Annotated in this window: 23 protein-coding genes; 11 read left to right on the top strand and 12 right to left on the bottom strand. The window is 61.5% G+C overall.

Annotation, left to right across the window (positions count from 1 at the left end):
- Window positions 1–41: 41 nt before the first annotated feature.
- Window positions 42–2,411: a hypothetical protein gene (locus HX866_RS09765; RefSeq protein ID WP_177124981.1), complete on the top strand. Its 2,370-nt coding sequence runs from the start codon at window positions 42–44 to the stop codon at window positions 2,409–2,411.
- Window positions 2,412–2,458: 47 nt separating this feature from the next.
- Here HX866_RS09765 and HX866_RS09760 read toward each other — a convergent pair whose 3' ends face one another.
- A complete protein-coding gene (locus HX866_RS09760) occupies window positions 2,459–3,373 on the bottom strand; it encodes an AraC family transcriptional regulator (RefSeq protein WP_218179159.1) in 915 nt (304 codons plus the stop codon).
- A gap of 197 nt (window positions 3,374–3,570) precedes the next feature.
- Here HX866_RS09760 and HX866_RS09755 point away from each other — a divergent pair, with 197 nt between their 5' ends.
- Window positions 3,571–3,900 (top strand): DHCW motif cupin fold protein, encoded by a 330-nt coding sequence (locus HX866_RS09755; RefSeq protein WP_177139325.1) that lies wholly within the window; start codon window positions 3,571–3,573, stop codon window positions 3,898–3,900.
- A 41-nt stretch (window positions 3,901–3,941) separates the two neighbouring features.
- Here the strand turns inward: HX866_RS09755 and HX866_RS09750 are convergent, their stop codons facing one another.
- The gene (locus HX866_RS09750; RefSeq protein ID WP_177139222.1) at window positions 3,942–4,835 is read right to left on the bottom strand and encodes a LysR family transcriptional regulator; all 894 of its coding nucleotides are present in this window, start codon (window positions 4,833–4,835) and stop codon (window positions 3,942–3,944) included.
- Window positions 4,836–4,960: 125 nt separating this feature from the next.
- On the opposite strand from HX866_RS09750, the gene HX866_RS09745 reads away from it, so the two are divergent.
- On the top strand, window positions 4,961–5,956 hold the full coding sequence (locus HX866_RS09745; RefSeq protein WP_177139220.1) for a zinc-binding dehydrogenase: 996 nt from the start codon (window positions 4,961–4,963) through the stop codon (window positions 5,954–5,956).
- 24 nt (window positions 5,957–5,980) lie between these two features.
- Here the strand turns inward: HX866_RS09745 and HX866_RS09740 are convergent, their stop codons facing one another.
- The gene (locus tag HX866_RS09740; protein WP_177139218.1) at window positions 5,981–6,481 is read right to left on the bottom strand and encodes a GNAT family N-acetyltransferase; all 501 of its coding nucleotides are present in this window, start codon (window positions 6,479–6,481) and stop codon (window positions 5,981–5,983) included.
- A 362-nt stretch (window positions 6,482–6,843) separates the two neighbouring features.
- Between HX866_RS09740 and HX866_RS09735 the strand changes: the two genes are divergently transcribed.
- Entirely contained in the window at window positions 6,844–9,048 is a 2,205-nt protein-coding gene (locus HX866_RS09735; protein ID WP_177139216.1) for an OsmC domain/YcaO domain-containing protein, read from the top strand.
- Between the two features lie 251 nt (window positions 9,049–9,299).
- Here the strand turns inward: HX866_RS09735 and HX866_RS09730 are convergent, their stop codons facing one another.
- A complete protein-coding gene (locus tag HX866_RS09730; protein ID WP_177139214.1) occupies window positions 9,300–10,736 on the bottom strand; it encodes an amidase in 1,437 nt (478 codons plus the stop codon).
- Between the two features lie 122 nt (window positions 10,737–10,858).
- Here HX866_RS09730 and HX866_RS09725 point away from each other — a divergent pair, with 122 nt between their 5' ends.
- Window positions 10,859–11,443 (top strand): TetR/AcrR family transcriptional regulator, encoded by a 585-nt coding sequence (locus HX866_RS09725; RefSeq protein WP_177098107.1) that lies wholly within the window; start codon window positions 10,859–10,861, stop codon window positions 11,441–11,443.
- 5 nt (window positions 11,444–11,448) lie between these two features.
- Here the strand turns inward: HX866_RS09725 and dapF are convergent, their stop codons facing one another.
- The 4 genes from dapF to HX866_RS09705 form a co-directional block, all read right to left on the bottom strand.
- A complete protein-coding gene (gene dapF, locus HX866_RS09720; RefSeq protein WP_177098106.1) occupies window positions 11,449–12,297 on the bottom strand; it encodes a diaminopimelate epimerase in 849 nt (282 codons plus the stop codon).
- Between the two features lie 22 nt (window positions 12,298–12,319).
- On the bottom strand, window positions 12,320–12,769 hold the full coding sequence (locus HX866_RS09715; protein ID WP_177098105.1) for a hypothetical protein: 450 nt from the start codon (window positions 12,767–12,769) through the stop codon (window positions 12,320–12,322).
- Between the two features lie 201 nt (window positions 12,770–12,970).
- Window positions 12,971–14,038 carry an NAD(P)-dependent alcohol dehydrogenase gene (locus HX866_RS09710; protein ID WP_177098104.1) on the bottom strand — a complete coding sequence of 356 codons (1,068 nt, stop codon included), beginning with the start codon at window positions 14,036–14,038 and terminating at the stop codon, window positions 12,971–12,973.
- Between the two features lie 129 nt (window positions 14,039–14,167).
- Window positions 14,168–14,833, bottom strand: coding sequence for an O-methyltransferase (locus HX866_RS09705; RefSeq protein ID WP_177098103.1), 666 nt, complete (start codon window positions 14,831–14,833; stop codon window positions 14,168–14,170).
- Window positions 14,834–14,913: 80 nt separating this feature from the next.
- On the opposite strand from HX866_RS09705, the gene HX866_RS09700 reads away from it, so the two are divergent.
- Entirely contained in the window at window positions 14,914–15,546 is a 633-nt protein-coding gene (locus HX866_RS09700; RefSeq protein ID WP_177124975.1) for a TetR family transcriptional regulator, read from the top strand.
- 14 nt (window positions 15,547–15,560) lie between these two features.
- Here the strand turns inward: HX866_RS09700 and HX866_RS09695 are convergent, their stop codons facing one another.
- A complete protein-coding gene (locus tag HX866_RS09695; protein WP_177124974.1) occupies window positions 15,561–17,093 on the bottom strand; it encodes an MFS transporter in 1,533 nt (510 codons plus the stop codon).
- Window positions 17,094–17,271: 178 nt separating this feature from the next.
- Here HX866_RS09695 and HX866_RS09690 point away from each other — a divergent pair, with 178 nt between their 5' ends.
- Window positions 17,272–18,243 (top strand): LysR family transcriptional regulator, encoded by a 972-nt coding sequence (locus HX866_RS09690; RefSeq protein WP_177098100.1) that lies wholly within the window; start codon window positions 17,272–17,274, stop codon window positions 18,241–18,243.
- Between the two features lie 12 nt (window positions 18,244–18,255).
- Here the strand turns inward: HX866_RS09690 and HX866_RS09685 are convergent, their stop codons facing one another.
- Window positions 18,256–18,729: a MarR family winged helix-turn-helix transcriptional regulator gene (locus HX866_RS09685; protein ID WP_256344861.1), complete on the bottom strand. Its 474-nt coding sequence runs from the start codon at window positions 18,727–18,729 to the stop codon at window positions 18,256–18,258.
- Window positions 18,730–19,032: 303 nt separating this feature from the next.
- Here HX866_RS09685 and HX866_RS09680 point away from each other — a divergent pair, with 303 nt between their 5' ends.
- From HX866_RS09680 to yghU, 4 genes are read left to right on the top strand one after another with little or no spacing between them, the layout of a single operon-like run.
- Window positions 19,033–22,221 carry an efflux RND transporter permease subunit gene (locus tag HX866_RS09680; RefSeq protein ID WP_177139212.1) on the top strand — a complete coding sequence of 1,063 codons (3,189 nt, stop codon included), beginning with the start codon at window positions 19,033–19,035 and terminating at the stop codon, window positions 22,219–22,221.
- Between the two features lies 1 nt (window position 22,222).
- Window positions 22,223–23,389 carry an efflux RND transporter periplasmic adaptor subunit gene (locus tag HX866_RS09675; RefSeq protein WP_177098098.1) on the top strand — a complete coding sequence of 389 codons (1,167 nt, stop codon included), beginning with the start codon at window positions 22,223–22,225 and terminating at the stop codon, window positions 23,387–23,389.
- Window positions 23,382–24,869, top strand: coding sequence for an efflux transporter outer membrane subunit (locus tag HX866_RS09670; protein ID WP_177139210.1), 1,488 nt, complete (start codon window positions 23,382–23,384; stop codon window positions 24,867–24,869). The genes HX866_RS09675 and HX866_RS09670 overlap by 8 nt, the downstream gene beginning before the upstream one ends.
- Window positions 24,870–24,889: 20 nt before the next feature.
- Window positions 24,890–25,768, top strand: a complete 879-nt coding sequence (gene yghU / locus HX866_RS09665; protein ID WP_177139208.1) for a glutathione-dependent disulfide-bond oxidoreductase — start codon at window positions 24,890–24,892, stop codon at window positions 25,766–25,768.
- A 26-nt stretch (window positions 25,769–25,794) separates the two neighbouring features.
- Here the strand turns inward: yghU and HX866_RS09660 are convergent, their stop codons facing one another.
- Window positions 25,795–26,073, bottom strand: coding sequence for a hypothetical protein (locus HX866_RS09660; RefSeq protein ID WP_177139206.1), 279 nt, complete (start codon window positions 26,071–26,073; stop codon window positions 25,795–25,797).
- Between the two features lie 3 nt (window positions 26,074–26,076).
- Window positions 26,077–26,874, bottom strand: coding sequence for a DUF899 domain-containing protein (locus HX866_RS09655; protein ID WP_177139204.1), 798 nt, complete (start codon window positions 26,872–26,874; stop codon window positions 26,077–26,079).
- Window positions 26,875–26,959 lie beyond the last annotated feature (85 nt).

Below are 26,959 nucleotides of genomic sequence, written 5' to 3'. Positions count from 1 at the left end.
CAATCCCTTCAAACCTTCAATGAACCTGTATGAGGTGTCATGTGAGTCAGCAGTTCGATCCCCGCGAAGCCGGGCACTATATTGCCCCGCAAGGCCTGTATGAACGCAACAAGCAACGTCCGTTCCTGGGAGCGATCAGCTGTGATCGCCAGACCCTGGTGGCCGGTCAATGGGACGAGATCACCCTGGTCTACGAGGTCGGTGGTAGCGGGCTGGCCGATGGTGCCTGGTTGAAGCTGGCGTTCAAGTTCTACTCCGATTGGGCCTTGTTCCAGACCTCGAATCCGGCGGGCCCCAACTACGTCAGTGCCGAGTATCAGGCTGGGGCGTTGGTGCCGGGTCAGAGCCAGGCCACGGTGCAGCACCTGAAGGTGCGTTTCGACCAGAAGGGCCATGAGCGGCCGTTCCAGAAAGCCGTGATCATCGATATTGTCGATGGCTACCTCAATCCTGGCGACCGCATCATCATCCGCCTGGGTGACCGGCGTCAGGGCGGCTCGGGGACACGGGTGCAGAGTTTTGTCGAGAAGGACTTCCGCTTCCGTTTGTTTATCGACCCACTGGGCAGCTCTAAGTTTGCCGAGGTGCCGGGCGATCCGCTGCTGGATATCGTCCCGGGACCGGCGCAAAGCGTTCAACTGATCGTGCCGCGGCTGGTCAGCGCCGGGGAGGCGTTCGACGTGCTGCTGCGGGTCGACGATGCCTGGGGCAATACTTGTCGGCAGCTGCCGCTTGAGGGCCTGTTGACCTTTACCGGTCCTGAGGGCGAGCAGCGGCAACAGCCGTTTCGCCTGGCGGCCGAAGGTTGGGCGATTGCCCGGCTTGAGGGTTTGAAGTTCGGTGCGGTGGGCGAGTGGCGCTTGTCGGCCGAGGTGCAGGGACCGTTTGTCCGTGGAGCCCAGGCCTTTGTCACGGTCGACCCGGCGGGTACGGCATTGCGCCCGCTTTATGCGGACCTGCATGTGCATTCCGATGACACCGTGGGCACCAATGACACCTTGTACAACCTCAGTTATGGCCGGGATGTCGCCGGGCTTGATGTGCTGGGTTATACCGCCAACGACTTCAATATCACCGAGCAGCGCTGGGACCAGGCGGTCGCGCTGATTCACGAACTCAACGAGCCCGGTCGCTTCGTCTGTTATCCCGGCACCGAATGGTGTGGCAATTCCTGTGCCGGTGGGGACCGCAATGTGGTGTTCCTGCACGGTAGAAAGCCGGAGTTTCCTTTCGACAACCAAGGCCGGTTGGTGCGTTCCTTCGAGTGGAATGAATTTACTGCCGGCACCATCAAGCCAGGTGCGTGGCCGGTAGACGAGTTGTACGCAGCCTATGCCAAGGACCCCGAGGGCCATCTGATGATGCCTCACGTCGGTGGACGCCGTTGCAACCTGGACTGGCACCATCCGGAGCTGGAGCGCCTGATCGAAGTGGGTTCGGCCTGGGGGCAATTCCACTGGGTTTACGCCGAGGCCCTGCAACGTGGGTATCGAGTCGGGGCTGCCGCCAACAGCGATGAACACCAGGGCCGTTGCGGCGGCGGCGTGCCGGCCACGGCGGTGTTCGGCTCGCGGGGTGGGCTGACCGGGGTGGTCGCCGACAGCTTTGACCGTGCCAGTGTCGGCAAGGCACTGCGGGCCCGTCGCACCTTTGCCACCACCGGCGAGCGCTCTTTCGCCAGCTTGCGCCAGGGGGCGCACTTCATGGGTGAAGTGTTCACTGCGCGGGCCGATGCGACGCTGGATTATCGGTTGCTGGGGGAGGCGGGTTGGGAGCAGGTCGATCTGTTCGACGGCGAGCAGTTGGTCTGGTCGCGCAACCTGCATGAGGAACTGGGCTTTTCCGGCCACGGCATTCGCCTGCGTCTGGGCGGTGCCCGGATCAAGGACCGTTATCGCGGTGCCTACTGGACCGGCGAGATCCGCGTGACGGGCGCGGTGATCAAGGGTTTCCGGGCCCTGGGTCTCGACCATCCCGAGCAGACCGTGTGGCGCAAGGATGCGACGACACTGGCGTTTCGTACCGATACCAACGGCGATACCGATAGCATCGAAATCGATCTGTCACAACTGGCCGGAGCGACCTTGCAGATTCAAAGCCGCATTGACAATTACATCAAGGTCGGCGACCCGTCCGAGCCACAGCCTTATGTGCATGCGCCGTCGGTGTTGATGGCGTTGTCCGGTGAGCAGTTGCTGGAGCAGGGGCAACTGATCGAGGCGTTGCCGGGGGCGGAGTTGAAGGTGTCCCTGGAGCGGACCACGGATGCGTTACTGCCCCGTGAGGTGCAAGGGCAGATCGCGCTGGCGGCTTTGAAGCTGGAGCCGGGGCGTGAGCATCCCTTGTTTATCTGTGCCCGCCAGCGGGATCAGTCCCGGGTCTGGACTTCGGCGTTGTTTTTGACGGTGTAGGGGGCCTGGAAAGAAGCGCCAGCGGTGAGGGGCTGGCGCAATCCCCGCTATTGCAACGGCACATAGACATCGGTTTGCCATTGATCCTGCGGTGTCTCGGGAAAGACGCTCAGGTATTCGAAGAACAACGGCTGGTCACGAATTTCCTCGCCACTGGTGGGAAGCCAATCGCGGTAAATCGGATAAATCGTTTCGCCGATATGATCCGGTGAGCCAAGGTGTCTTACCACGACGCAGCGCCCGCCGGGAATGACGATCTCGCGCACGCCAAACTCATTCGGCGCCACGACCTCGGCAATCTCGCCACAGATGGCGAAGCGAAATTCCTCCGCGGGTGTGGTATCGGGGTTGCCGTAGGGAATGCCGAAGGTACGACTCGACGCCACTGGCGACTGTCCGCTCTGGATACGCCACTCGATGAACCTGCGCACGCTCTCGTTGACGAGCCCGGGTGCCCCGCAGTGCTCAAGCGCTGCGACCCTGACCTCAGGGAACTCCACGATTCGAACTTGCATGATGATACTCCTGGAAAAATGAGGGATGGCGAACACCGCATTCCAGACCTGCCAGTTCGGTTCCATCCTGAACGCACTGGGCGTCATGCCGAATGCTCGCCTGAACGCCCTGGAAAAAGCCTCGGGACTTTCGAAGCCGGCACTGAGTGCGGCCTCCAGTACCGAGAGATCCGAGAGGGCGGCCAGGCTATGCGCCGCGCGTCGTAGCCGCATCAGTTGTACATAACGTGAGACCGGCACACCGACGAACGCGGTGAATTGTCGATGGAAGTGAAACACCGAAAAGTTCGCCACCTGGCTCAACGTCTTCACCGACAGGTCACCTTCGAGATTGGCATCGATGTAGGCAAGTACGGCGTTGAACCGTTTTGTGTAAGCGAAGTGGTTCGGAATGTCAGACACTGGGCAAAGGCTCCTGGAAGTACGGTCTGCAATAGAGTCGGCCATAGCCGGGTGCACGCGCCTAGCCGGGTTTGCTCAAGACGCGTTTTGATGGGCGTTGCGGTCCTTTTCCAGGTGATGTGAGGTCAGGGTGCAAAAATCCTACGTGCAAGCGTATGCCATCAATCCTGCTCATCTGTATCTATTCAGCCTTGCAGCGGCTTGATACGGTCTGCGGCTCTTTTTCGGCAAGGACCAACTCCATGGAGCTTACGGCGATCCCCTTCGGTACGACTGACTGGTCGACTATCGAGCCTGTGGCCCATCCGGGCCAGACGGGTACGGCTTATTGGCGGACTTGCCAGTTCGGCAGTGTCCGTGTGCGAATGGTCGAATACAGCCCCGGATACCTCGCCGACCACTGGTGTTGGAGAGGGCATATCCTGCTGTGCCTGGAAGGCGCGTTGGACACGGAACTGGAAGATGGCCGCCGGTTTACCTTGTCTGCGGGGATGAGTTATCAGGTCGGCAACAATAACGAGGGGCATCGCTCGTTCACCACGAACGGGGCGAAGTTGTTCATTGTCGATTGAGTACGGATCTGCAGGCATGCATGCCCTCGCTCAACGGGGTGTCAAGGTTCCGGATTCTCGAACGCCGACACCAGGTACTCGATGAACATCCGCACCCTCATCGGTACTCGACGGCCCGCTGGATAAACCAGATGGATGGGCAAGCGCTCGGGCTGTAACGCCGGCAGCAGGACCTGGACCTGGCCGCTGCGGATCTCTTGTGCCAATAGCCAGAACGGTGCCTGGGCAATCCCAAGGCCGCTCAGTACTGCGGCGCGAATGTGCTCGGCATCACCGGTCAGCAGCGCGCCGTGGGGAACATAGGAGACGGTCTCCTGCCCAACTTTGAGTGACCAAGGATAGTGGTCACGGTTTTTCGTAAAAACGATGCAGCGGTGCTGATCGAGGTCTGCAAGCCGGGTTGGCACACCCATCAGGGCCAGATAGGCAGGGCTGGCCACGAGCACGAAGTCTGTTTCGGACAGCTTTCTGGCCGTGAGCGTGGAGTCTACGAGTCGCCCATGCCGGATCGCCAGGTCGATGCCGTCGCCGACCAGGTCGACATGCCGTTCCGATACCGACACCTCGATGGCGATGTTGGGGAACTGCCGAAAGAACTCAGGGAGCAGCGGTGTAATACACAGTCGACCGTGAGCCGGTGCGGTATTGACCCTGATCAGGCCTTCCGGCGACTTCTGGCGATCGCCTACCGAGGACTCGAGCGCGTCGAAGTCATCCACCAGTTTTCGCGCCGACTCGTAAAAGGTCTGTCCTGCTTCGGTGATCACCACCTGGCGTGAGGTCCGCATGACCAGTTGTGCGCCAAGGTGCCGTTCCAGCGCGCCAATCTGTTTGCTGACGGCGGGCTGTCCGATCCCTTCCGCGCGCCCCACGGCGGAAAAACTCCCGCATTCGACAAGACGTACAAACAGACGAATCGCACTCACTCTATCCATACAGGGGTCCAGATCAATTCCAAAATGGAATTGATGGTATGCGCCGACACTGTGTTTCGGCAATGGATGAAGGTGCTTATGTTAGGGGCTGTGTAAACAACAACGCCGAAACAAGGAACTGAACGATGAAAGCGATTTGTGTAACCCCTGGCCGTGAGCTTGAGGTGCGTGACCTTCCGACGCCAACCGACGCCGCTCCGGGCCATGTGCTGATCGATGTGGAGGCCGCGGCGATCAATCATGGTGACAAGACCTTCCTGCGCATGCCAACCGCCGCGGGTAACGCGCTCTCGCTGGGCAAACACGATGTCTGGGGCGCGTCGGGAGCCGGGCGGGTGATTGCGGTTGGCGCGGGCGTCCCCGTGGAATACCAGGGCCGGCAGGTGGCAATCTATCGGTCGCTCGGCAGGACTGCGGAGAGTATCGGGCTTTGGAGCGAGCGGGCACACGTACCTTATACGACGTGTTTGATCCTGCCAGAGCAGGTTTGTGTGCGGGACTATTGCGGCTCGCTCGTCAACGTGATGACCGCCCACGCCTTTCTCGAAGAAATCACCGAAGCGGGTCATAAAGGGGTCATCGTCACGGCCGGGAATTCGGCAACCGGACAAGCGTTTGCCGCCCTTGCCCGTAGCAGAAAACTGCCGGTGATTTTCCTCGTGCGCACCGAGCAGGCGCGTGATGCGTTATGCCGCCTGGGTGCGGAGCATGTCATTGTCACCGATGAAGGCTTCACCGATGCGCTCAGCGCATTGTCCGCAAAACTGGGGACGACGGCGGTATTTGATGGTGTCGGTGGCGACTTGCTGAGCAGGATTGCGCCGGGCCTGCCGATGAACTCCACCGTCTATTTCTACGGCTTTTTGGGCGGTGCCGCCCCGGTTTCCCTTCCGTCCGTGCTCTTCATGATGAAGAACCTGACCTTGAAGCGGTTCAGTAATTTCGAGAGCCGGACGGTGAAGGATCCTGACCGGCTCGTGTCGGCTCTCAAAACCCTCGAGGGCGTGATTCACGACCCCATGTTCAGGACCCGAATGGGTAAGGAGTTTCGACTCGATCAGGTCGAACTGGCGATGGCTTACGAATCTCTCGAGGGTGCGAAGGCCGTTTTGCTGACGTAGCCATGCCCACGCCAAAGCCTCTTTCTAGAGTGAAAGGACGAATCGACATTCGTCCTTCGTTTCGTCCGTCAAGGACTCCTGCTCAGCCAGGAACCCACAGCGATCAAGCACTTTTCTTGATCCGGTATTGCTCTTGTAGACATGGGCAAACAGTTCTGTAAGGCCCCAGTGTGCCCGGGCTTCCTGGATGAGATGCCTGACGGCCAGCGTAGCGAGTCCCTGGCCGCAAAAGCGCTGATCAATCCGATAACCGACTTCTGCAGCTCCCAGCGGAGAGTTGATGCTCTTCAAGTTTGCCCGGCCGACTATTCCCGCGCTGGAGTCTTCGATAACAAAGGGGTGCCAGGCCCCGATAGCGAAGTCTGACAAATAGCCTTCGATATGTTCGGCCACGCCCTGTAATGAGTAGAAGGAAGCGGCACGCGCATCAATGTGAGATTCGAACCATTCACGGTTATGGATTTCGAATGCCAGTAACGCTTCAATGTCAGTGTTTTCGAGTTTGCGAATGCTGAATGTTTTCATTGGAACGTCTTTCCTTGCTTGAACTATTCTGGCTTGAATCCATGTGCGTCGGATGTTATCAGCCCAACTTGGAGAATCAATATTTTTTGCCGGGGGAGGCGGCCCTTGGGCTATAGCTGATATGGGCAACCCGGGGGCTACTTCTGCCTGGCGTGAGGTTTATCCACCCATGGCGCTGGATTTTTATGGCCTGAAACCCGCCTAAACACGGGGTTCGCTGCCGGGCAGCCGCCAGGAGCATGGGTTGCGGCGCACAGATAGCCTGGGACCGGTCAGCCGCGAAGGCTGAAAGCACAAGACTTCCGGCTGAAAAACCGGATAATGGCGGCCATTCGTTTGGCTCTTTATTCTGGTAATCCCGCATGGAAATCAAGGTTAATTTTCTCGACAACCTTCGGCTTGAAGCCAAGTTCGATGACTTCACGGTGGTGGCCGACCAACCGATCCGCTATAAAGGCGATGGTTCGGCACCGGGTCCGTTCGATTACTTCCTGGCTTCGTCGGCTTTGTGTGCGGCTTACTTTGTAAAGTTGTACTGCGAAACTCGTAATATTCCCACTGACAATATTCGCCTGTCACAGAATAATATTGTTGATCCGGAAAACCGCTACAACCAGATTTTCAAGATTCAGGTCGAGTTGCCGGCGGATATCTCCGCCAAAGACCGCCAAGGTATCTTGCGTTCCATCGACCGTTGCACGGTCAAGAAGGTGGTGCAGGCGGGGCCGGAGTTTGTCATCGAGGAAGTGGAAAACCTGGATGCCGATGCCCAGGCGTTGCTGATGCCGAGTTCGGCTGCGGACGCGGCCACCTACATTGCGGGCAAGGACCTGCCGCTGGAACAAACCATCGCCAATATGTCAGGCATTTTGGCCGGCCTGGGCATGAAGATCGAAATCGCTTCGTGGCGCAATATCGTTCCCAATGTGTGGTCGCTGCATATCCGCGATGCCCATTCGCCGATGTGTTTTACCAATGGCAAGGGATCGACCAAAGAGGGCGCGCTGGCCTCGGCGCTGGGCGAGTTTATCGAACGGCTGAACTGCAATTTTTTCTACAACGATCAGTTCTGGGGCGAAGACCTCGCCAACGCGACGTTCGTGCACTACCCGGACGAGCGCTGGTTCCAGCCTGGCGACAAGGATGAGCTGCCAAGCGAGATTCTCGACGAGCACTGCCTGGCGATCTACAACCGCGATGGCGAGCTGCGCGGCTCGCACCTCTACGACACCAACTCCGGCAACGAAGAGCGCGGCATCTGCTCGCTGCCCTACGTGCGCCAGTCGGACGGCGAGGTGGTGTATTTCCCGTCCAACCTGATCGAGAACCTGTTCCTCAGCAACGGCATGAGCGCCGGTAATACGCTGGCCGAGGCGCAGGTGCAGTGCCTGTCGGAAATCTTCGAACGTGCGGTAAAACGCGAAATCCTCGAAGGCGAAATGGCCCTGCCGGATGTGCCCCAGGCCGTGCTGGCGAAATACCCCGGCATCCTGGCCGGTATCCAGGGCCTGGAAGAGCAGGGCTTTCCGGTGCTGGTGAAGGACGCGTCGCTGGGCGGGGAGTTCCCGGTGATGTGCGTCACCTTGATGAACCCGCGTACCGGTGGCGTGTTTGCGTCGTTCGGCGCGCACCCAAGCCTTGAGGTGGCGCTGGAACGCAGCCTCACGGAGTTGCTCCAGGGCCGCAGTTTCGAAGGCCTCAACGATCTGCCTGCGCCGACCTTTGAAGGTCACGCGGTGATGGAACCGAACAACTTTGTCGAGCACTTCATCGACTCCAGCGGTGTGGTGTCGTGGCGTTTCTTCAGTGCGAAATCGGACTTCGAATTTGTCGAGTGGGATTTCTCCGGCCAGGGTGAGAACTCCAATGCCGAGGAAGCCGCCACCTTGTTCGGCATTCTCGAAGGCATGGGCAAGGAAGTGTACATGGCTGTGTACGAGCATATCGGTGCCACGGCCTGTCGCATCCTGGTGCCGGACTACTCGGAAATCTATCCGGTGGACGACCTGATCTGGGACAACACCAACAAGGCCCTGTTTTTCCGCGCCGATATCCTGAACCTGCACAGCCTGGACAATAAGGGCCTGAAAGCGCTGGTCAAGCGTCTGGAAGAAAGCGAGCTGGATGATTACACCGACATCACCACCTTGATCGGCATCGAATTTGACGACAACACCGCCTGGGGTCAGTTGACGATCCTGGAGTTGAAGCTGCTGATTTATGTCGCCTTGAAGAAGTTCGAAGAGGCGAAGGATCTGGTGGAGGCCTTCCTGCAGTACAACGACAACACGGTTGAGCGCGGATTGTTCTACCAGGCGTTGAATGTGGTACTGGAGGTGCAACTGGACGAGGACCTGGATCTGGGCGATTACGAGGTCAATTTCCGCCGGATGTTTGGCAATCCGCGGATGGATGCCGTCATTGGCTCCGTTGAGGGTAGTGTGCGGTTCTATGGCCTGACGCCTACGAGCATGAAGCTGGAAGGACTCGACAGGCATCAGCGGCTGATCGACAGCTATAAGAAACTGCACGCTGCGCGGGCCAATCTGGTGGCTTCAACCCGTTAATAGCTCTCACAAAATAAGCACCTCAGGTAATGCCAGTCAGTTAGGCGAATGCGACTCTTGTAGGAGCGAGCTTGCTCGCGATGGACGTTAACGATAACGCCGCGTTTGCTGGGTGAATGCGGCGCTCTCAGATCCATCGCGAGCAAGCTCGCTCCTACAAGGGGCCAACTGACTGGCGTTGCATCGTGTGCTTTTTTTGTTTTGGGCGGCCAGTCCATCGTCGTTCTCAGCGAGCCGCAAGGTGCGGGCGCTTAGCGGTTGCCCGCCCACACAGCCGGCCGTCGGCCTTGCCAAGGCAGCTCGCGCTCCAGTTGTGCCGCCAACTGCAACAGCCGATCTTCGCGGCCGTAATCCGCTCCGAACTGCAGGCCAATGGGCAGGCCGCTTGCCGGGTCATGGGCCAGGGGCAGGGACATGGCGGGGCCGCCGCTGACGTTGAACACGGCGGTGAACGGCGAGTGGTTGAACACCCGCGCCATCCACTGGCGGCCATCCAGTGCTTCTTCGCCTGCGTTGTAGTCGCCAATCAAGGGCGCGACCTGCGGCAAGGTGGGTGTCAGCAGCACGTCGTAGTCGTTGAACAGCCGGCCCATCTGTCGAGTGACCAGGTTGCGTTCATGCATGGCGCCGAGCAGTTGCGTCGCGCTCAACTCCTGCCCCATGCGGTACAGTGCCAGGGTGGCGGGCTCCAGGGTACTGCCGTCGATAGGGCGACCGGTCGCGCTGGCAATGGCGTCGATCCAGGCGGCGGTGTTGCTGGACCAGAAGCGTGCGTTGAGTTCGACGAAGGCCTCCCAGCTCAGGCCGATATCGGCCGCCACGGGGTCGACCTGATGGCCGAGGTTTTCCAGGACCTTGCACACCTGGTTCAAGGCGATGCTCACCGCCGGCGCGATCAATTGGCCGTTCAAGGCCTGGTGTTGCACGGCGATACGCAGGCGACCCGGCTCGCTGCCGAGTAAAGACCCATAGGCACCGAGCGGTGCGGCGATATGGAAGGGGTCGCCTGCGGCGGGTCCGTGCAGGCAGTCCAGCAAGGCCGCTGTGTCGCGCACCGTGCGGCTCAGCACGCCGTGCACCGCCAGTCCCGCCCACACCTCGTCCACGGCCGGGCCCATGGGCAAGCGCCCACGGCTGGGCTTGAGACCAAACAGGCCGCACGAGGCGGCAGGTACGCGAATGGAGCCACCGCCATCCGTAGCATGGGCGACGGGCACCAGGCCAGCGGCAACCGCAGCCGCCGACCCGCCACTGGAGCCACCCGCGCTGCGATCCAGGTTCCAGGGGTTGCGGGTAGGGCCGTCGACACGGTTTTCGGTGGTGGTGCTGGCGGCCAGTTCCGGTGTCGTGGTGCGCCCCAGGGGCAGCAGGCCAGCGTGGCGCAAGCGGGTCATCAACTCGGAGTCGGCGTCGGCGATGCAGCCTTGCGCCAGGCGACTGCCCAGTTCATTACGACGATGACGTGCGCTCAGGCCCAGGTCCTTGAGCAGTATCGGCACGCCTTGAAAAGGTCCCGGCAGGGCTGGTGGTTCATCTTCCCAGACCTCGATCACCGCGTTGATCTGCGGATTGACGGCGCTGATGGCCGACAACGCGGCGCTCCGCACCTCGGCGTGGCTGACCTGACGCTGGTCGAGCAACTGGGCAAGGCCGACAGCATCCTGTTCGGCGTATTCAAAAGGGGTCATGGTTATCTCCAATAGCAGGCAATCAATACTCATGGGTATCGAACGATACTTGTTAGTATCATGCGATACTCTGTAGTATTGATGTCAAGCAGAATGTGAAATTGCCTGGAGACCTTTGCCCCGTGGAAAAGCCTGTCCGCCCTGAGCGCGTTGCGCAGTTGCCGCCGCGTGAACGGATCCTTGACGCTGCACAAGCATTGTTCGCCGAACAGGGCATCGCCCGGGTGACAGTGGACGCCATCGCCGCCCAGGCCGGTTCGACCAAGATGACCCTGTACCGACATTTCGAGACCAAGGATGTGCTGGTGCTGGAGTGGTTGCGCTTGTTGACTGAGCATTACAGCGAAGTGCTGGACGAACTGGCGGCGCAATGCCCAGGGGAGCCGATTCGGCAGTTGCTCGGTTTTACGCAATTCATTGCGCAGGATCTGACCCAGTCGGGCTACCGGGGTTGTCCGTTCACCAACAGCCTGGCCGAACTGGCTGACCCGGGGCACCCGGCGCGACAGCTGATCGAGGCGCACAAGCAACGCCAGTTCCAGCGGCTGGCTGACCTCTGCCGCGAGGCGCGGTTACAGGATGCGCAGGAGACTGCCCGGGAACTGACCTTCCTGCTCGAAGGCGCCCAGGTCGTGGCCCAGAACAACGGTGTGAGTGATGTGGCGGAACACCTGCTGCGAATGGTCAAGAAACGCCTGGGCAGATGAAGGGGTCAGACCACGGCTCCGGTAGTCGGTAGCAGGGCCTGGCCCTCCAGAAAATGGCTGGCAATGGTTCCTGACCAGATCAGTTCCACCGACCCGGTCAGGATAACGCCGCCGACGCCATCCCATTTCACCTGCACCGTTCCACCGTCACATTCGACCTCGACGGTGTCGTCCAGCAGGCCACGGCGAATCCCGCCGACGACGGCCCCGCAACAGCAGGAGCCCGAGCCCAGCGCGATGCCGCCGCCACGCTCCCAGATCCGCAGGCGGATATGGCCGCGATCGATGACCTGGACGAAATGCACATTAGTCTTTTTGGGGAAGAGCGGATCGGTTTCGATCAGCGGCCCGACAGCCGCGATATCAACGGCTGCCAGATCCTCGACAAAAAACGTGCAATGCGGATTGCCCATGCTGCAAGCCGTGGGGTTTCCCGGTAGAGGCAAGTCATTGCTGTCCATCTCTTCGGCCAGCGGGATCTCCTGCCAACCCAGCAGCGGCTTGCCCATATCCACCGACACCTGCTGATCCGACTCGCGCAGACAGGTCAGCAAGCCGCGCTGGGTCCTGAGCACCACTGAAGTGCTGTTCGCCTCACGCATCAACCTGTCCGCCACACCACGGGTCGCGCTGCCGCAGGTGTCGAGCCTGGAACCGTCCGGGTTCCAGAACAGCAGGCGGGCCGCGGCATCTTCACAGTCCAGTACCACCGCCAGTTGATTGAAGCCGATGCCTCGATTTCGATCACCCAGGCGACGGGCGACTTCAGGGGTGATGGGATCGACTTTGCCGCGCAGGTCGACAATAACGAAATCGTCGCCGTGGGCATGCATCTTCACGAAGCTCAGGGTCATGCGCAGTCCTGTCTTTCCAGCCTTATTTGATCTTGGGCATGTTCAGTATGGCTCTGATGAAAGCGTCATCCGTGTCGGTCATGAGTTCGTAGACGTACCACTGACCTTTTATCTGCCGGAAACCGATATGCAGGCCCATCAACTGTCCGTCGTCACGCTCAATCAGATAAGCCCGGTTTTCAAACACTTCACCTTTGGTTTCCTTGGGCGAAAGATGAACTTTGTAGATGTCGTGCTTGCCTATCCAGGTTGACAGTGCAGTCTGGCTTTTGGAGATCAGATCTTTTTCTTTCAATTGCCAGTTGTCAAAGTGCCCGGAAAAAACCTTGTTCCAGCAGTCCGAGTCCAGTTTGTCTTCAATACACTGAACGTATTGGCCCTCGAACTCGTCTTTGTAGGCAATGGCTTCGTTGGCGTAGGCGGAACTGGCCGTTGCCAGGAGCGACAGGCAAAAAATAGCTTTTTTGAGCATTCTGATCTCATCTTGAATGTAGGGCTTTACCTCGCGGTTCAGCCCGGTATTGCTTAGCCATCGGCAAGCTGCAGCCGCCAATGGGTCACGCGGATATGACCTACAGTACCTCAGCAGGTTCAGGAGTGGATAGTCGCAGGGCCGAGGCCCGTGAAGACCGCGCGCCTGGCGCGATCCCACGGACCTGGAGGGAGGGGGCGATCAGGCCGCGTTGGCTTCTTTCTTCAGGCTGTTCATGTCAATCACGAAGCGGTATTTGACGTCGCCCTTGAGCATGCGGCCATAGGCTTCGTTGATATCCTGGATGTCGATCATCTCGATATCCGAGACCAGCCCGTGCTTGGCACAGAAATCCAGCATGTCCTGGGTTTCCTGGATACCGCCGATCAAGGAGCCGGCGAGGCTGCGGCGCTTGAAGATCAGGTTGAACACCGAAGGCGAAGGGTGCGGGCTGTCAGGAGCACCCACCAGGGTCATGGTGCCGTCGCGTTTGAGCAGGGCGAGGAAGGCGTCCAGATTGTGGGGCGCGGCCACGGTGTTGAGGATAAAGTCCAGGGTGTTGGCGAACTTGGCCATTTCATCCGGGTTCTTCGACACCACGACTTCATCGGCGCCCAGGCGCAGGCCATCTTCGCGCTTGTTCGGCGAGGTGGTGAACAGCACCACGTGCGCGCCCATGGCATGGGCGATTTTTACCGCCATGTGCCCGAGGCCGCCAAGACCGACCACGCCGACCTTTTTCCCCGGGCCGACCTTCCAGTGGTGCAGCGGCGAATAGGTGGTGATGCCGGCACACAGCAAGGGTGCAACCGCGGCCAGGTTGGCGTCGCCATGGGAGATGCGCAGGACGAACTTTTCCTTGACGACGATATTGTCCGAATAACCACCAAAGGTGTTTTCACCACCAAACACCGGGCCGTTGTAGGTGCCGGTGAAGCCTTTCTCGCAGTATTGCTCTTCGCCTTCGGCGCAGGACGCACAGTGCTGGCAGCTGTCGACCATGCAGCCGACACCGGCCAGGTCGCCGACCTTGAATTTGCTGACATTGGCACCGATGGCCATGACCCGGCCGACGATTTCATGCCCCGGTACCGAAGGGTACAGCGTGTTATGCCATTCATTGCGTGCGGTGTGCAGGTCGGAGTGGCAGACGCCGCAGTAGAGAATCTCGATTTGCACATCGTCGGCACCGGGGGCGCGACGTTCGAAGGTGAAAGGCTTGAGTGAATCCTTGGGGTTTTGGGCCGCGTAGCTATACGTCTTGGTCATGGCGTCGTCACCTTTGGTTTCATGGGGCTTGAAAGAACTTGACCAGCATAGTCACGGAATCGTTCAAGCGGATGACGATCGGGACAAGAGGCAGGCCGGGCTTTGCGCGCCCGGCTGCCCCCGGTGGGTTCAGCCCTGCCACATGGACAGTTCGACATCCTCGGCAAACGGCGTGGACAGGTAGCCCGCGGCGGGGTTGCGCACCCGTGCCAGGTATTCGGGGCTGTGGTCGGCATTGTCGGCGATGATCAGCGCGCCCGGCCGCAGGCGGCTCTGCAACAGGCCGAGGATCTCGGGGTAGAGTGCCTTGGCGCCGTCGAGCAGAACCAGGTCGATGCTCTCCGGGAGGTCGACACTGAGGGTTTGCAGGGCATCGCCCACGCGAATTTCCACCAGATCGTCAAGCCCGCCGGCCACCAGATTATCCTGCGCTCGCAGCACCTTGGAGGGTTCGAACTCGCTGGTGATCAGGCGGCCGCCGCCATTGTCCCGCAGGGCGGCGGCGAGGTGCAGGGTCGACAGGCCGAACGAGGTGCCGAATTCGACAATCGTCCGCGCCGTGCAACTGCGGGCCAGCATATACAGCAGTGTTCCGGTCTCCCGCGAGACCGCCAGGGGAAAGTCCTTCAGACGCGTATAGAACTCGACGTATTCGGTCTTGCTGCGCATCAGGCGTTCACGCTCTTCGGCCGAGATATCACCGACGACGGCGCTGATCGTCGTCCAGGTTTCTGCGGCCTCGGCGAACAGACGGTCCAGCAGGGGCGCAAGGGGAGCTTGGGTCAGGGTTTTCATGGGGTTTCCCGGTGGGCTGAATGAGGGTTTATAATGCGAATAAACCTTCATATTTTCTATTCGCATTGCGAGCCCGACCCATGACCGATCGCCCAAGCGCGCGGATTTCCTCGCGCAAACACCCCAAGCAGGCCCGCTCCAATGACCTGGTGGATTCGATTCTGCAAGCGGCTATTCAGGTTTTGGCGAAGGAGGGCATGCGCCGCTTTACCACGACGCGGGTGGCTGAACGGGCCGGGGTCAGCGTCGGTTCGGTATATCAGTACTTCCCGAACAAGGCGGCGATCCTCTTTCGCCTGCAGAGTGATGAGTGGCGGGAAACCTCCGAGATGCTGCGCGGCATTCTTGAAGACACGCGCAACCCGCCCCTGGAACGGCTGCGCCTGCTCGTCCATGCCTTTATCCGCTCCGAATGCGATGAGGCCGAGCTGCGCGTAGCCCTGGACGACGCCGCGCCGTTTTATCGCGATGCACCCGAGGCGCAGGAGGTGAGGGCGGCGGCCAAGCAGGTTGTCGAGGTATTCATGCGCGAGGTACTGCCCGAGGCGACAGACGCGACGCGCGCCATCGCCGGTGATTTGATCAAGGTGACGTTCAGTTCGGTGGGCAAGCAGTTTTCCGAAAGTCCGCGAACGCCCGCGCAGATCGAAACCTACGCGGATGCCATGGCCGATATGTTTTGCGCCTACCTGCGCAGCCTCGGGCACGCTTGAGCGCCCGCGTGGGTTCAGGCCGCCTGATCCAGCGCCGGCTCGTCCAGTTCGGTATCGCTATCATCCTCGACCGAGCCGCGATCGAGGAACAGAAACACCACGGCCGCGGTGAGCACGGTGATCGCCGTCAGCACCAGCAGCAAGCTACGGAACGCGGCGCTGTAGCCCTCGGCCAAGGCGGCGCGCCCAGCGCCAGGCAGCCATTGCATGGCGCCGGCCAGATCGCCGGTGGTCAGATGCTGTGCGGCGCCGACGATGTCCGGCGTTGTCGCGCCACCGAGATGGGCCGCCGTGAATGCCGACAGCAGTGCAGTGACAATCGCAATGGCCACGCCTTCACCGGCCACCCGGGTGGTGCTGAAAATGCCGGTGGCCATGCCGGCGCGTTCCTTGGGCACCACACTGACCGCCATGCCATCCATCAGGCCCCAGGGCAGGCTGATGCCGACACCGATCACCAACATCGGCCAGGCCAACTCGCTCGCCGTGCTGCCCACCGGCACATGACTCAACCAGAACAGCCCGGCGGCACACACCAGCAGGCCGGTGCCGCACAAGGTGGAGGGCGACAACCAGCGGGTCAGGTAGCCGGCGACAATCGGCAGTACCAACAGCGGCGCCGATAAGGCCACCAGCAACCAGCCGGCCGCAATCTCGCTCATGCCCTCGATGCCGACGAAGCGGATCGGCAGCAGTATCAACAACACCACGAAGGAATAGGCCGGCGCGGCTGCCAGCAGTTGCACGCCGACGAAGCGCGGGAAACGGAACAGCGTCAGGTCGAGCATGGGCTGGGCGACACGTCGTTCGATCATGACGAAAGCGCTGAAGGACAGCAGCGCAACGGCGAACAGCCCAAGCACCAGGGGGTCGGTCCAGCCACTTTCCGGTGCTTGGAGGATGGCAAAAGTGAAGATCCCCAGGGCCCAGGTGAAAGTGATTGCGCCGGGCCAGTCGATGCCGGCCGCCTCGGGGTTGCGTGACTCCTCCATATGGCGGGTAGCCAATATCAGGGAGACGGCCGCCAGTACGGTGATCAGCAGGAAGATCACCTGCCAGCCAAAGGGAGCGATCATTGCCCCGGCGGCTACTGGGCCGAAGGCCAGGCCGATCCCAAAGCTGGTGCCGACGAAGCTGAATGCGCGGATGCGTTCCGGCCCGTCGAAGACTTGCGCCAGGGCAGACATGCCGCCGGAGAAGGCCGCAGCGGCCGCCAGTCCCTGGGCCCCCCGCAGGACGTCGAACGTCGCCAGGTTGGGGGCAAACGGCAGGGCCGCGGCGAGCAGCGCAAAAGCGCTGACGCCACCGATGAAGACTTTCTTGCGACCATAGTTGTCAGCCAGTGCGCCGGCCAGCATCAGGCAACTGCCGAAGGTCAGCATGAACGCGTTGGTGACCCAGTTCAGTTCCATCGGTGAACCACCGAAGGTCCGGCCGATAGCGGGCAGGGCGACGGCTGCCGCGGTGAAGTTGAAGGGCATGGTGATGGCCGTGATGCACACGGCCAACAGAATCAGCCTCTGTTGAAGCAAAAGTGGAATGGACATGTTGAGAGATCCTTGCAATGGGCGAGGTAGCCGCCCTGGGTGAGCGTGACGACGGTCGCGATTCGTTGGTTTGTCCAGGCCGTCAAAACATGCAAGGATTTTAAAGAGCGAGTAATTTGGCAAAAAGCGGTAAACATTCCGCCTATATCGGAATAAAAGGATCGAATGGGAGCGCCAAGTGGATCGACTGAGTGGCTTGATGGCCTTTATCCGCACAGCTGAGCTGGGCAGTTTCGTCGCGGCGGGCAGGGCGCTGGGGCTGTCGGCTTCGGCCGTCGGCAAGGGCGTGACCCGGCTTGAGCAGCAGTTGGGCGTACGGCTGTTCCAGCGTTCGACCCGCAGCCTCAGCCTGACCGACGAGGGCCGGGTGTTCCAGGAGCGTTGCCGGCGGATCCTCGATGACCTCGACGACGCCCAGGCAACCGTGTCGCAGTCCACGGAGATCCCCCGTGGGCGTCTGCGGATCAGCATGCCGGCGGCCAGCTATCAGCTGTTCCGGTCGGTACTGACGGCGTTTATGGCGCTGTATCCGGATATCGAACTGGACCTCGACTTCAGCGACAAGCTGGTGGACGTGATCGAGGAAGGGGTGGATGTGGTTATTCGCAGCGGCGATCTGCCGGACTCGCGCCTGATGAGCCGACGCTTGCCGGGCGTGCAACCGGTGCTGTGCGCCGCGCCGGCCTATCTGGAGCGACATGGCACGCCGCAGACCCCGGCTGAACTGGACGATCACCTGGCGGTGCGGTTTCGCTACTTCAAGAATGGCAAGTTGCTGGACTTTCCGCTGTTGCGCGAGGAGGGTGCACGAGAGCCAAGGACCCGCACGGTGATGATCAGCAACAATATGGAAATGGTCCTGGGAGCGCTGATCAAGGGCTTTGGCTTGGGGGTCATCCCGGACTTTCTTGCCCGCGAGGCCCTGGCCGACGGTTCATTGCGTTGCCTGCTGCACGGCTATCTGATCCCGCCGGACACCCTGAATATCGTCTGGCCTTCGAGCCGTCAGTTGTCGCGCAAGATTCGTGTATTCGTCGATTTCATGTGTGAGCAACTGGAGCAGGAGGCGGCGCAGTTGCGCGCGACCATCGCCCAGGAGTGTCTTTATTCCCGCAGGAGCAAGAGCCCGCTGGCTCGCGATGGCGGTTGACGCTGCTGGTCGTCAATCGCTACTCAGCAATGACTGGGCGAAATCATCCGAGGCGATAAAGTCCAGGGTCTTGCGCAGTTGCAGGGTTTCTTCTTCACCGAAGGCCTGCTCGAATCGAATCGCCATCTGCAGCGAAACCTGGCGAGCCTCTTCGTATTTGCGCCGGCCGTCTTCGGTCAGCAGCACGCGGCGGCTGCGGCGGTCGAGTTCGTCCACCTGCAACAGCACCAGCCCGTCGCGCACCAGCGGCTTGAGCGTATGGCCCAGGGCCGAAAGGTCCATGACCAGGGACAGCGCCAGATCACGCATTTTCGGCTGGTCTGCACGAGCGATATGGGAGAGCAGGGAGTACTGGGTCGCCTTCAGGCCGCAGGGTGCGAACGCTTCGTCATAGATTTGTCCCAGGCGCCGCGATGCGCGGCGTACGGCACCGTTCGCGCAACTGCTGGCCTGGGGGCTGTCAGGACTGGGTGGTACGCATTTCAAGGGCTGATCACTCTCTGAGGCAAGTTGTATCCGTTAATGATCCCTTAATTATGCCCGTGACCTTATAGAGAACAAGATCTTTTGGGGACGAAACCGGGCCCGAAGACACATCCTGCAACAAATATACTTGCGTATACCTCTAAAATCTATATCGTGGCATATACCTCTTTATGACCTGGATGTCAGGGCAATTTGCCCGGGTTGAGGAGGGGACGGTGCAGGAGCAGGGCGCTGCCGCCAGCGTCCCGTTCGACTGTGTCTCGTACCTTCTTCCGTGTTCAATCCCCTGTCTGGATCACACCTATGCTGAGCCTTGTGCGCATTGCATTACGGCGCCCCTACACCTTCCTGGTGTTGGCTATTTTCATCATGATCGTCGGGCCGCTGGCCGCCTGGCGCACGCCGACCGATATCTTTCCCGAAATCCGCATTCCCGTGATTGCCGTGATCTGGCAGTACACCGGGCTGCCACCGGATCAGATGGCGGGTCGCATCACCTCGCCCTTCGAGCGGGTCCTGACCACCACGGTCAACGACATCCGCCATATCGAGGCGCAGTCGCTGAACGGTTTCGGCATCGTCAAGGTGTACTTCCAGCCGGGGGTCAATATCAGTACCGCGAACGCGCAACTGACCTCGGTGTCCCAGGCGATCCTGCGTAACTTGCCGCCTGGCACCGTACCGCCGCTGATTCTCAATTACAGCGCCTCCACGGTGCCTATTGTGCAACTGGCATTGTCGGGCAACGGGCTCAGCGAACAGAAACTCGGCGACCTGGGGCTCAATACGGTGCGCCTGTTACTCACCTCGGTGGCCGGCGCGGCCGTGCCTTATCCGTTCGGCGGTAAAACCCGCCAGGTGCAGATCGACCTCGATTCGGCGCGGATGCAAGCCCGTGGGCTTTCGGCGCAGGACGTGGCCACCGCCCTGGCGACACAGAACGTGATCACGCCGGTGGGCACGCAAAAGATCGGCAGCTACGAATACATGCTGCAATTGAACAACGCGCCTTCGGATTTCCGCGACCTGGAAAACCTGCCGATCAAGACCGCCGACGGCACCACGGTATTGATTCGTGACGTGGCGACGGTGCGCGACGGCAACCCGCCGCAGACCAACATCGTCCACGTCAACGGCAACCGCTCGGTGCTGATCCCGGTGCTCAAGACCGGCTCGGCCTCGACCCTGGGGGTGATCGCGGGAATCAAGGACAAGCTGGCCGAATCCAAGTCGGCTCTGCCGCCGAACCTGAATATCGACCTGATCGGCGACCAGTCGCTGTTCGTCCGTGCGGCGATCAGCGGGGTGGCCCGTGAGGGGATCATTGCCGCGGCACTGACCAGCCTGATGATCCTGCTGTTCCTTGGCAGTTGGCGCTCGACGGTGATTATCGCGGTGTCGATTCCCCTGGCGATCCTGTCTTCGATTGCCACCCTGTCGATGCTCGGCGAAACCCTGAACATCATGACCCTGGGCGGGCTCGCGCTGGCGGTGGGGATCCTGGTGGACGATGCCACGGTGACCATCGAGAACATCAACTGGCACCTGGAGCACGGTAAGCCGGTGGAGACGGCGATCCTCGATGGCGCGGCGCAGATCGTCACCCCGGCGTTCGTCTCGCTGTTGTGTATCTGTATCGTGTTCGTGCCGATGTTCTTCCTCGACGGCGTGGCGCGTTTCCTGTTCGTGCCGATGGCCGAAGCGGTGATCTTCGCCATGATCGCCTCGTTCATCCTCTCGCGGACCCTGGTCCCGACCCTCGCCAACTACCTGCTCAAACCCCACGTCCACGGCGATGACGGGCAGCCCCATGTGGCGCCGTCGAACAATCCGCTGGTGAAGTTCCAGCGTGGCTTCGAGTCGGCTTTTGAAACCTTTCGTGGGTATTACCACGGGGCCCTGGAGGGCGCCCTGGAGCATCGGCGCCTGGTGGTGATCTCGATGCTCGCCTTTGTGGTCGCCTCGTTCGCCCTGGTGCCATTCCTGGGCCGCAACTTTTTCCCCGAGGTCGATTCCGGGCAGATCCTGCTCCACGTCAGGGCCCCGGTGGGCACACGGGTCGAGAGTACCGCGCAGTTGATTGCCGAGATCGAGAAGTCGATCCACACGATGATCGAACCCGAGCAACTGGCCGCGCTGGTGGACAATATCGGTTTGCCCATCAGTGGTATCAACACCGCCTACAACAACACCGGGACCGTGGGCTCCCAGGACAGCGATATCCAGATCAGCCTGAAAGAAGGGCATCGGCCAACCGCCGAGTACATCAAGACATTGCGCGAGACCCTGCCGCGTGAGTTCCCCAATGCGGTGTTCTCGTTCCCGGCCTCGGACATTGTCGGGCAGATCCTCAACTTCGGCTCTTCAGCGCCGATCGACCTGCAGATCAGCGGTAACAACCTGGCAGCCAACTTCTCCTATGCCAGCCGTCTGTTGCGCGATATTCGCCGGGTCCCCGGGGTGGTGGATGCGCGTCTCCAGCAGTCGCAGCAACTGCCGACCTTCAAGATCGATGTCGACCGCACCCGGGCGCAATTGGTGGGTCTGACCGAGCGTGACGTCACCAACAGCCTGGTGGTCAACCTCGCTGGTTCCAGCCAGGTGGCGCCGACCTTCTGGCTCAACAGCGCCAACGGCGTTTCCTACCCGATCGTCCTGCAGACCCCGCAGTACAGCCTCGATACCCTGGCGGCCCTGCATAACCTGCCGTTGACCGGTAATGCCGGCGCGGCGGCGGACCAGACCCTCGGCGCCCTGGCGTCGATCGAGCGCAGCCACAGCAACTCGGTGGTGACCCAGTCGGATATCCAGTCGGTGGTGGAGATCCTCACCTCGATCCAGGGCCGTGACCTGGGTGGGGTGTCCGTGGACATCCAGAAGATCATCGCGGCCCACGCCGGCGACCTTCCCACCGGTTCGAAAGTGCAGTTGCAGGGCCAGGTGCAGACCATGAACTCGGCCTTCAGCGGCCTGCTGTTCGGCTTGCTCGGTGCTGTGGTACTGATCTACCTGCTGATCGTGGTCAACTTCCAGTCCTGGAGCGACCCGTTCGTGATCATCACCGCCTTGCCGGCGGCGCTGGCGGGGATTGTCTGGATGCTCTTCGTGACCCACACGCCGCTGTCGGTGCCGGCCTTGACCGGGGCGATCATGTGCATGGGGGTGGCCACCGCCAACGCCATCCTGGTGGTGAGTTTCTGCCGGGAACGCCTGGCGGAACACGGCGACCCCATCAAGGCCGCCCTGGAAGCCGGTTTTACCCGCCTGCGCCCGGTGTTGATGACGGCCATCGCGATGATCATCGGCATGGCGCCGATGGCCCTGGGCCTGGGGGAGGGTGGTGAGCAGAACGCCCCCTTGGGCCGTGCCGTGATCGGCGGCCTGGGTTTTGCCACCATCGCCACGCTGTTCCTGGTTCCACTGATTTTCAGTCTTGTTCATGGGCGCGATGCGCGCGCCGCATTGCCTGCCATCGCGACTCAAGGGGTCTGACATGTCCATCGATACCATCGTACCCAACCCGACCCCTCGTTCACGGCGTGGCTTGATCGCTCTTGTCGTGGGGCTGGCGCTGCTGGTCGCCGTCGTCGCCCTGGGCATCACTGCGCGGGCCAACGAATCACGGGAACTGAAAACCTGGACCAACGCCCAGGCGCTGCCAAGCGTCAATCTGATCACCCCGGGCGTCCAGCCCCAGGGGCCGGTCCTCAACCTGCCGGGGCGGATGGAGGCTTATTCACGGGCATCGATTTTTGCCCGGGTCAATGGTTACCTCAAGTCCTGGAAAGTCGATATCGGTGCCCACGTCAAGGCCGGGCAATTGCTCGCCGAGATTGATACCCCCGAACTCGACCAGCAACTCCTGCAGGCCCGGGCCAACCTGGCCTCGGCCCAGGCCAATGCGACGCTGGCACAAACCACGGCCAAGCGCTGGCAGGCGATGCTGGCGTCCGATTCGGTGTCGCGCCAGGATGTCGATGAGCGCACCGGCGACCTGGCGGCCAAACTGGCCAACGTCAAATCGGCCCAGGCCAGTGTCGAGCAATTGGTCGCGACCAAGGGCTTCCAGCGCCTGACCGCCCCGTTCGAAGGCGTGGTCACCGCGCGCTCCACCGACGTCGGTGCGCTGATCAGCGCCGGTGGCAGCGCCGGACGGGAGCTGTTCGCCGTCTCGGATGTCAGCCGCCTGCGGGTTTATGTTCAAGTGCCGCAGACCTTCTCGCCACAGATCCGCATCGGCACCACGGCCCGGCTCACCGTCCCCGAATACCGCAAGGAATCCTTCAACGCCCGGGTGATCGCCACCGCGGATGCGGTGACGGCGGCTTCCGGCAGCACCCTGGTGCAATTGCTGGTGGATAATCCCGGCGGTCGCCTGCTGCCGGGTGGCTATACCAGTGTGCAGTTCGATTTGCCGGTACAGGCTGATGTACTACGCTTGCCGGCCAGCGCCCTGGTGTTCGACGAGCACGGCATGCGGGTCGCGACCCTCGACAAGAACGATCATGTGCTGTTCAAGACCATCAGCATCGCCCGCGACTTTGGTGACACGGTAGAGATCGGCAGCGGCCTCGACGCCGGCGACCGGGTGATCGACACACCGCCAGACGGCCTGGGCGACAACGACGCGGTGCGGGTGGAGATCAAACCCCATGGCTAAGCGCAGCCTGCTGTGGCCCTCGGGCCTGTACCTGGTCGCCAGCCTTGGCCTGGGCGCCTGTTCGCTCGCACCGGAGCTGAAAGTCCCGAAGACCCCCGAGCCCGGGCAATTCCATACCCAGGGCCCGTGGACGTTGGCCACGCCCGACGATCAGGCCAGCCGGGAAGGCTGGTGGCGTATCTACAAGGACCCGCAACTGGATGCCATGCAGCAGCAGTTGCTCACCAGCAACCCGGACCTGAGCGCCGCCCTGGCGCATTATCTCCAGGCCCAGGCGTACGTCGCCCAGGCCCAGTCCGGGTTGTTTCCCAAGATCGAGGCGATCGGCAGCGGCCAACGCTTGCGTCAGTCCGACACCCGGCCGTTGCGTTCGGCCACCTCGCCGAATGTCTACGACTCGGCGACGCTGGGGGTCGAGGTCGACTATGAGGTTGACCTCTGGGGCCGCGTGCGCGATACGGTCGCGGCCGGTGTCAGTGAAGCCCAGGCGTCACAGGCCGACCTGGCTCTGGTGCGCCTGAGCCTGCAGGCCCAATTGACGGACAGCTACATCCACCTGCGCGGCCTCGACTGGCAGAACCAGTTGCTGAGTGAAACCCGCGATGCCTACACCAAGGCGCTGAGCCTGACCGAAGGGCTGCACGGTGGTGGGATCGTCTCCGGCCTGGACGTGGCCCGGGCCCGTACCCAGCTGTCCTCGGTCAAGTCGCAATTGAGCCAGAACCGGGTCCAGCGTGCGCTGATCGAGCATGGGATTGCCGCGATGCTGGGTGAGTCGGCGTCGACCTATTCCATTGCCACGAACACGGCTCCGATTGCCTTGCCCAGTGTCCCCACCGGCCTGCCTTCGACGCTGTTGCAGCGGCGTCCGGATATCGCCGCCGCGGAACGCCGGATCGCCGCGGCCAACGCCCGTATCGGCGTGGCCAAGGCCGCCTGGTTCCCGGCGATCACCCTGAGTGCCCAAGGCGGCTATCAGAGTGATGAGTTCGCCAACCTGCTGACGGCACCGAACCTGTTTTGGGTCATTGGCCCTTCGCTGGTGGCGAACCTGTTCGACGGTGGTGCGCGCCAGGCCCAGGTGGACATCGCCAAGGCGGCTACCGACGAGGCCGCGGCCAAGTACCGCAGTGTCGTGCTCGGCGCCTTCGAGCAGGTCGAGAACAATCTTTCAACCATCGCCGGGCTCGATAGCGCACTGGTCGACCAGCGTGACGCCGCGGCCGCCGCGCAGTATTCCGAGGACCTGTCCCTGGCCCGCTACCGCCAGGGCGCCGTCGCGTATCTGGACGTGGTGACGGCCCAGGTCGCTTCCCTGGAGGCGCGGCGTTCGGTGCTTGACTTGCAGACTCAGCAGTTGAGCGCCAACGTTGGCCTGATCAAAGCGCTGGGCGGCGGTTGGAACATCACCCAGTTGAACGGCAAGCCTGAGGTTGCAGTCAATCAAGCTGCAGCAGGCGACGCCGCAGCGTCCCATTGAAACCAAGGAGAGTATTGAGCATGACGAACTCATCAGAGTACCTGCCACCCAAGGTCTGGACCTGGCAGACCGAGAACGGTGGCAAATTCGCCAATATCAACCGGCCGATTGCCGGTGCGACCCATGACCAGGACCTGCCGGTCGGACGTCACCCGCTGCAGCTGTATTCCCTGGCCACGCCCAATGGCCAGAAGGTCACCATTCTGCTGGAAGAACTGCTGGCCCTCGGTCACTCCGGCGCGGAATACGATGCCTGGTTGATCCATATTGGCGAAGGCCAGCAGTTCGGCAGCGGTTTCGTCAACGTCAATCCGAACTCGAAGATCCCGGCGCTGATGGATTACAGCGGTTCGAAACCGATCCGGATCTTCGAGTCGGGGGCCATCTTGCAGTACCTCGCCGAGAAGTTCGGCGCGTTCCTGCCCACCGAGCCCGCCGCCCGCGCCGAATGCCTGTCCTGGCTGTTCTGGCAGATGGGCAGCGCGCCCTACCTGGGCGGCGGTTTCGGGCATTTCTATGCCTATGCGCCGACCAAGATCGAATACGCGATCGACCGTTTCGCGATGGAAACCAAGCGTCAGCTCGATGTGCTCGACAAACAACTGGCGGTCAGCGAATACATCGCGGGCAGCGAGTACAGCATCGCTGACATTGCAATCTGGCCCTGGTACGGCGGCCTGGTGAAGGGTCGACTCTACGAGGCGGCGGAGTTTCTTTCGGTGCAGGACTACCCCCATGTCCAGCGTTGGGCCGATGCCATCGACGCACGTCCGGCGGTAAAGCGTGGACGTATGGTCAACCGGGTCTCCGGGGAGCTCTCCGGGCAGTTGCGCGAGCGTCACGACGCGAGCGATTTTGAGACGTGTACCCAGGACAAACTGACCGTTACCAGCGAGTAATCCTGCCGACAGTGTCGAGGACTTGATCAGCCAACCGATCGACTGGCGCGGCCGGAAAATAGCCGCAGCCAGGGTGGCAGATGGAACGCGCCCATGATCAGGTACATCGTCACCATACCGTCGAACGCAAATGGCCCCTGCATGGAGGCGCAGGCCATGTCAGGGCGGGCGTTGATGGCCGTGAGCAGTGCCATGATGATGAAAGTGGGCGCGGCTGCCAGGCCCAGCCAGGCGGCAATGCTTCGGGCAGTGCCGCCTGACGCGCTTTCTGATTGGCTTTCCCGCGCTTGTCTGGACGAGGACATGGATTACTCCTGGTCGTATTCGTCGTGGCGGCGCCACCAGATGCCCTGTTCGTTACGGCCCTTGGGCGCGCGGTCGAGCCACGGGTACATGCCCCAGATGCCGTCCAGGCCACGGGCATAGCTGGAGTAGGTGTGGTAGATCTCGCCCCCTTCGAGCACAAAGGCGCTGAGCCCGGGCCTGTCGCGGGTGAAGGTGGCAATGTCGGTGCCGGTGCTGGCGGCGATCCGGGCAATCGGACTGTCGCTGCCTAGCTGCTGCCATTCCTGGACGCCCTGGCCGCGTGGAGGGCCGGCCAAAGGCGCCTCGCGCAGATAGTTGTAGACGATGCCGCCCTCGCGCTGCTGCTCCTCGTTGAACCAGACGCTGAAGTCGCTGTTGAAATCGCTGCCAAATGAGCTGGCCCAGTCAAAACTCCAACCCATGCGCTGTTTGAACGCCTGCAACTTGTCCAGAGGTGCCCGCGAGATGGCGGTAAAGGCGACGTCATGGTTCTCCAGGTGGACAACGATGCCATTGAAGCCATCGGCAATCGCCGAGCAGGACGGGCAGCCGGCGCTGTAATCGGGGCCGAACATGAAGTGATAGACCAGCAGCTGTGAGCGGCCCTTGAACAGATCCAGCAGGGCGACACTGCCCGCCGGTGTGTCGAAGCGGTAGGCCTTGTCGATCCGCACCCAGGGCAGTGCCTGGCGCCGCTGGGCCAGGGCGTCGCCGCGTCGGGTCAGTTGTTTTTCTTCGGTCAGCAGGTCGAGTCGCGCCGCCAGCCATTCTTCCCGTGTGCCAGTCTTCTGTGTGGTCATGATGGTTCTCCATTGGTTGTGGCTCGTCGTACCATCGGTCGTGCGAGCGGTTACCGGGTGGTCGTGAACAGACTAGGGCGGGCTC

The organism is Pseudomonas gingeri (assembly GCF_013386165.1).
In the GTDB taxonomy this organism is placed as follows: Bacteria; Pseudomonadota; Gammaproteobacteria; order Pseudomonadales; family Pseudomonadaceae; genus Aquipseudomonas; species Aquipseudomonas gingeri_C.
Note: the sequence above shows the minus strand (reverse complement) of the source record. Positions and strands in the feature narration are given on the sequence as shown.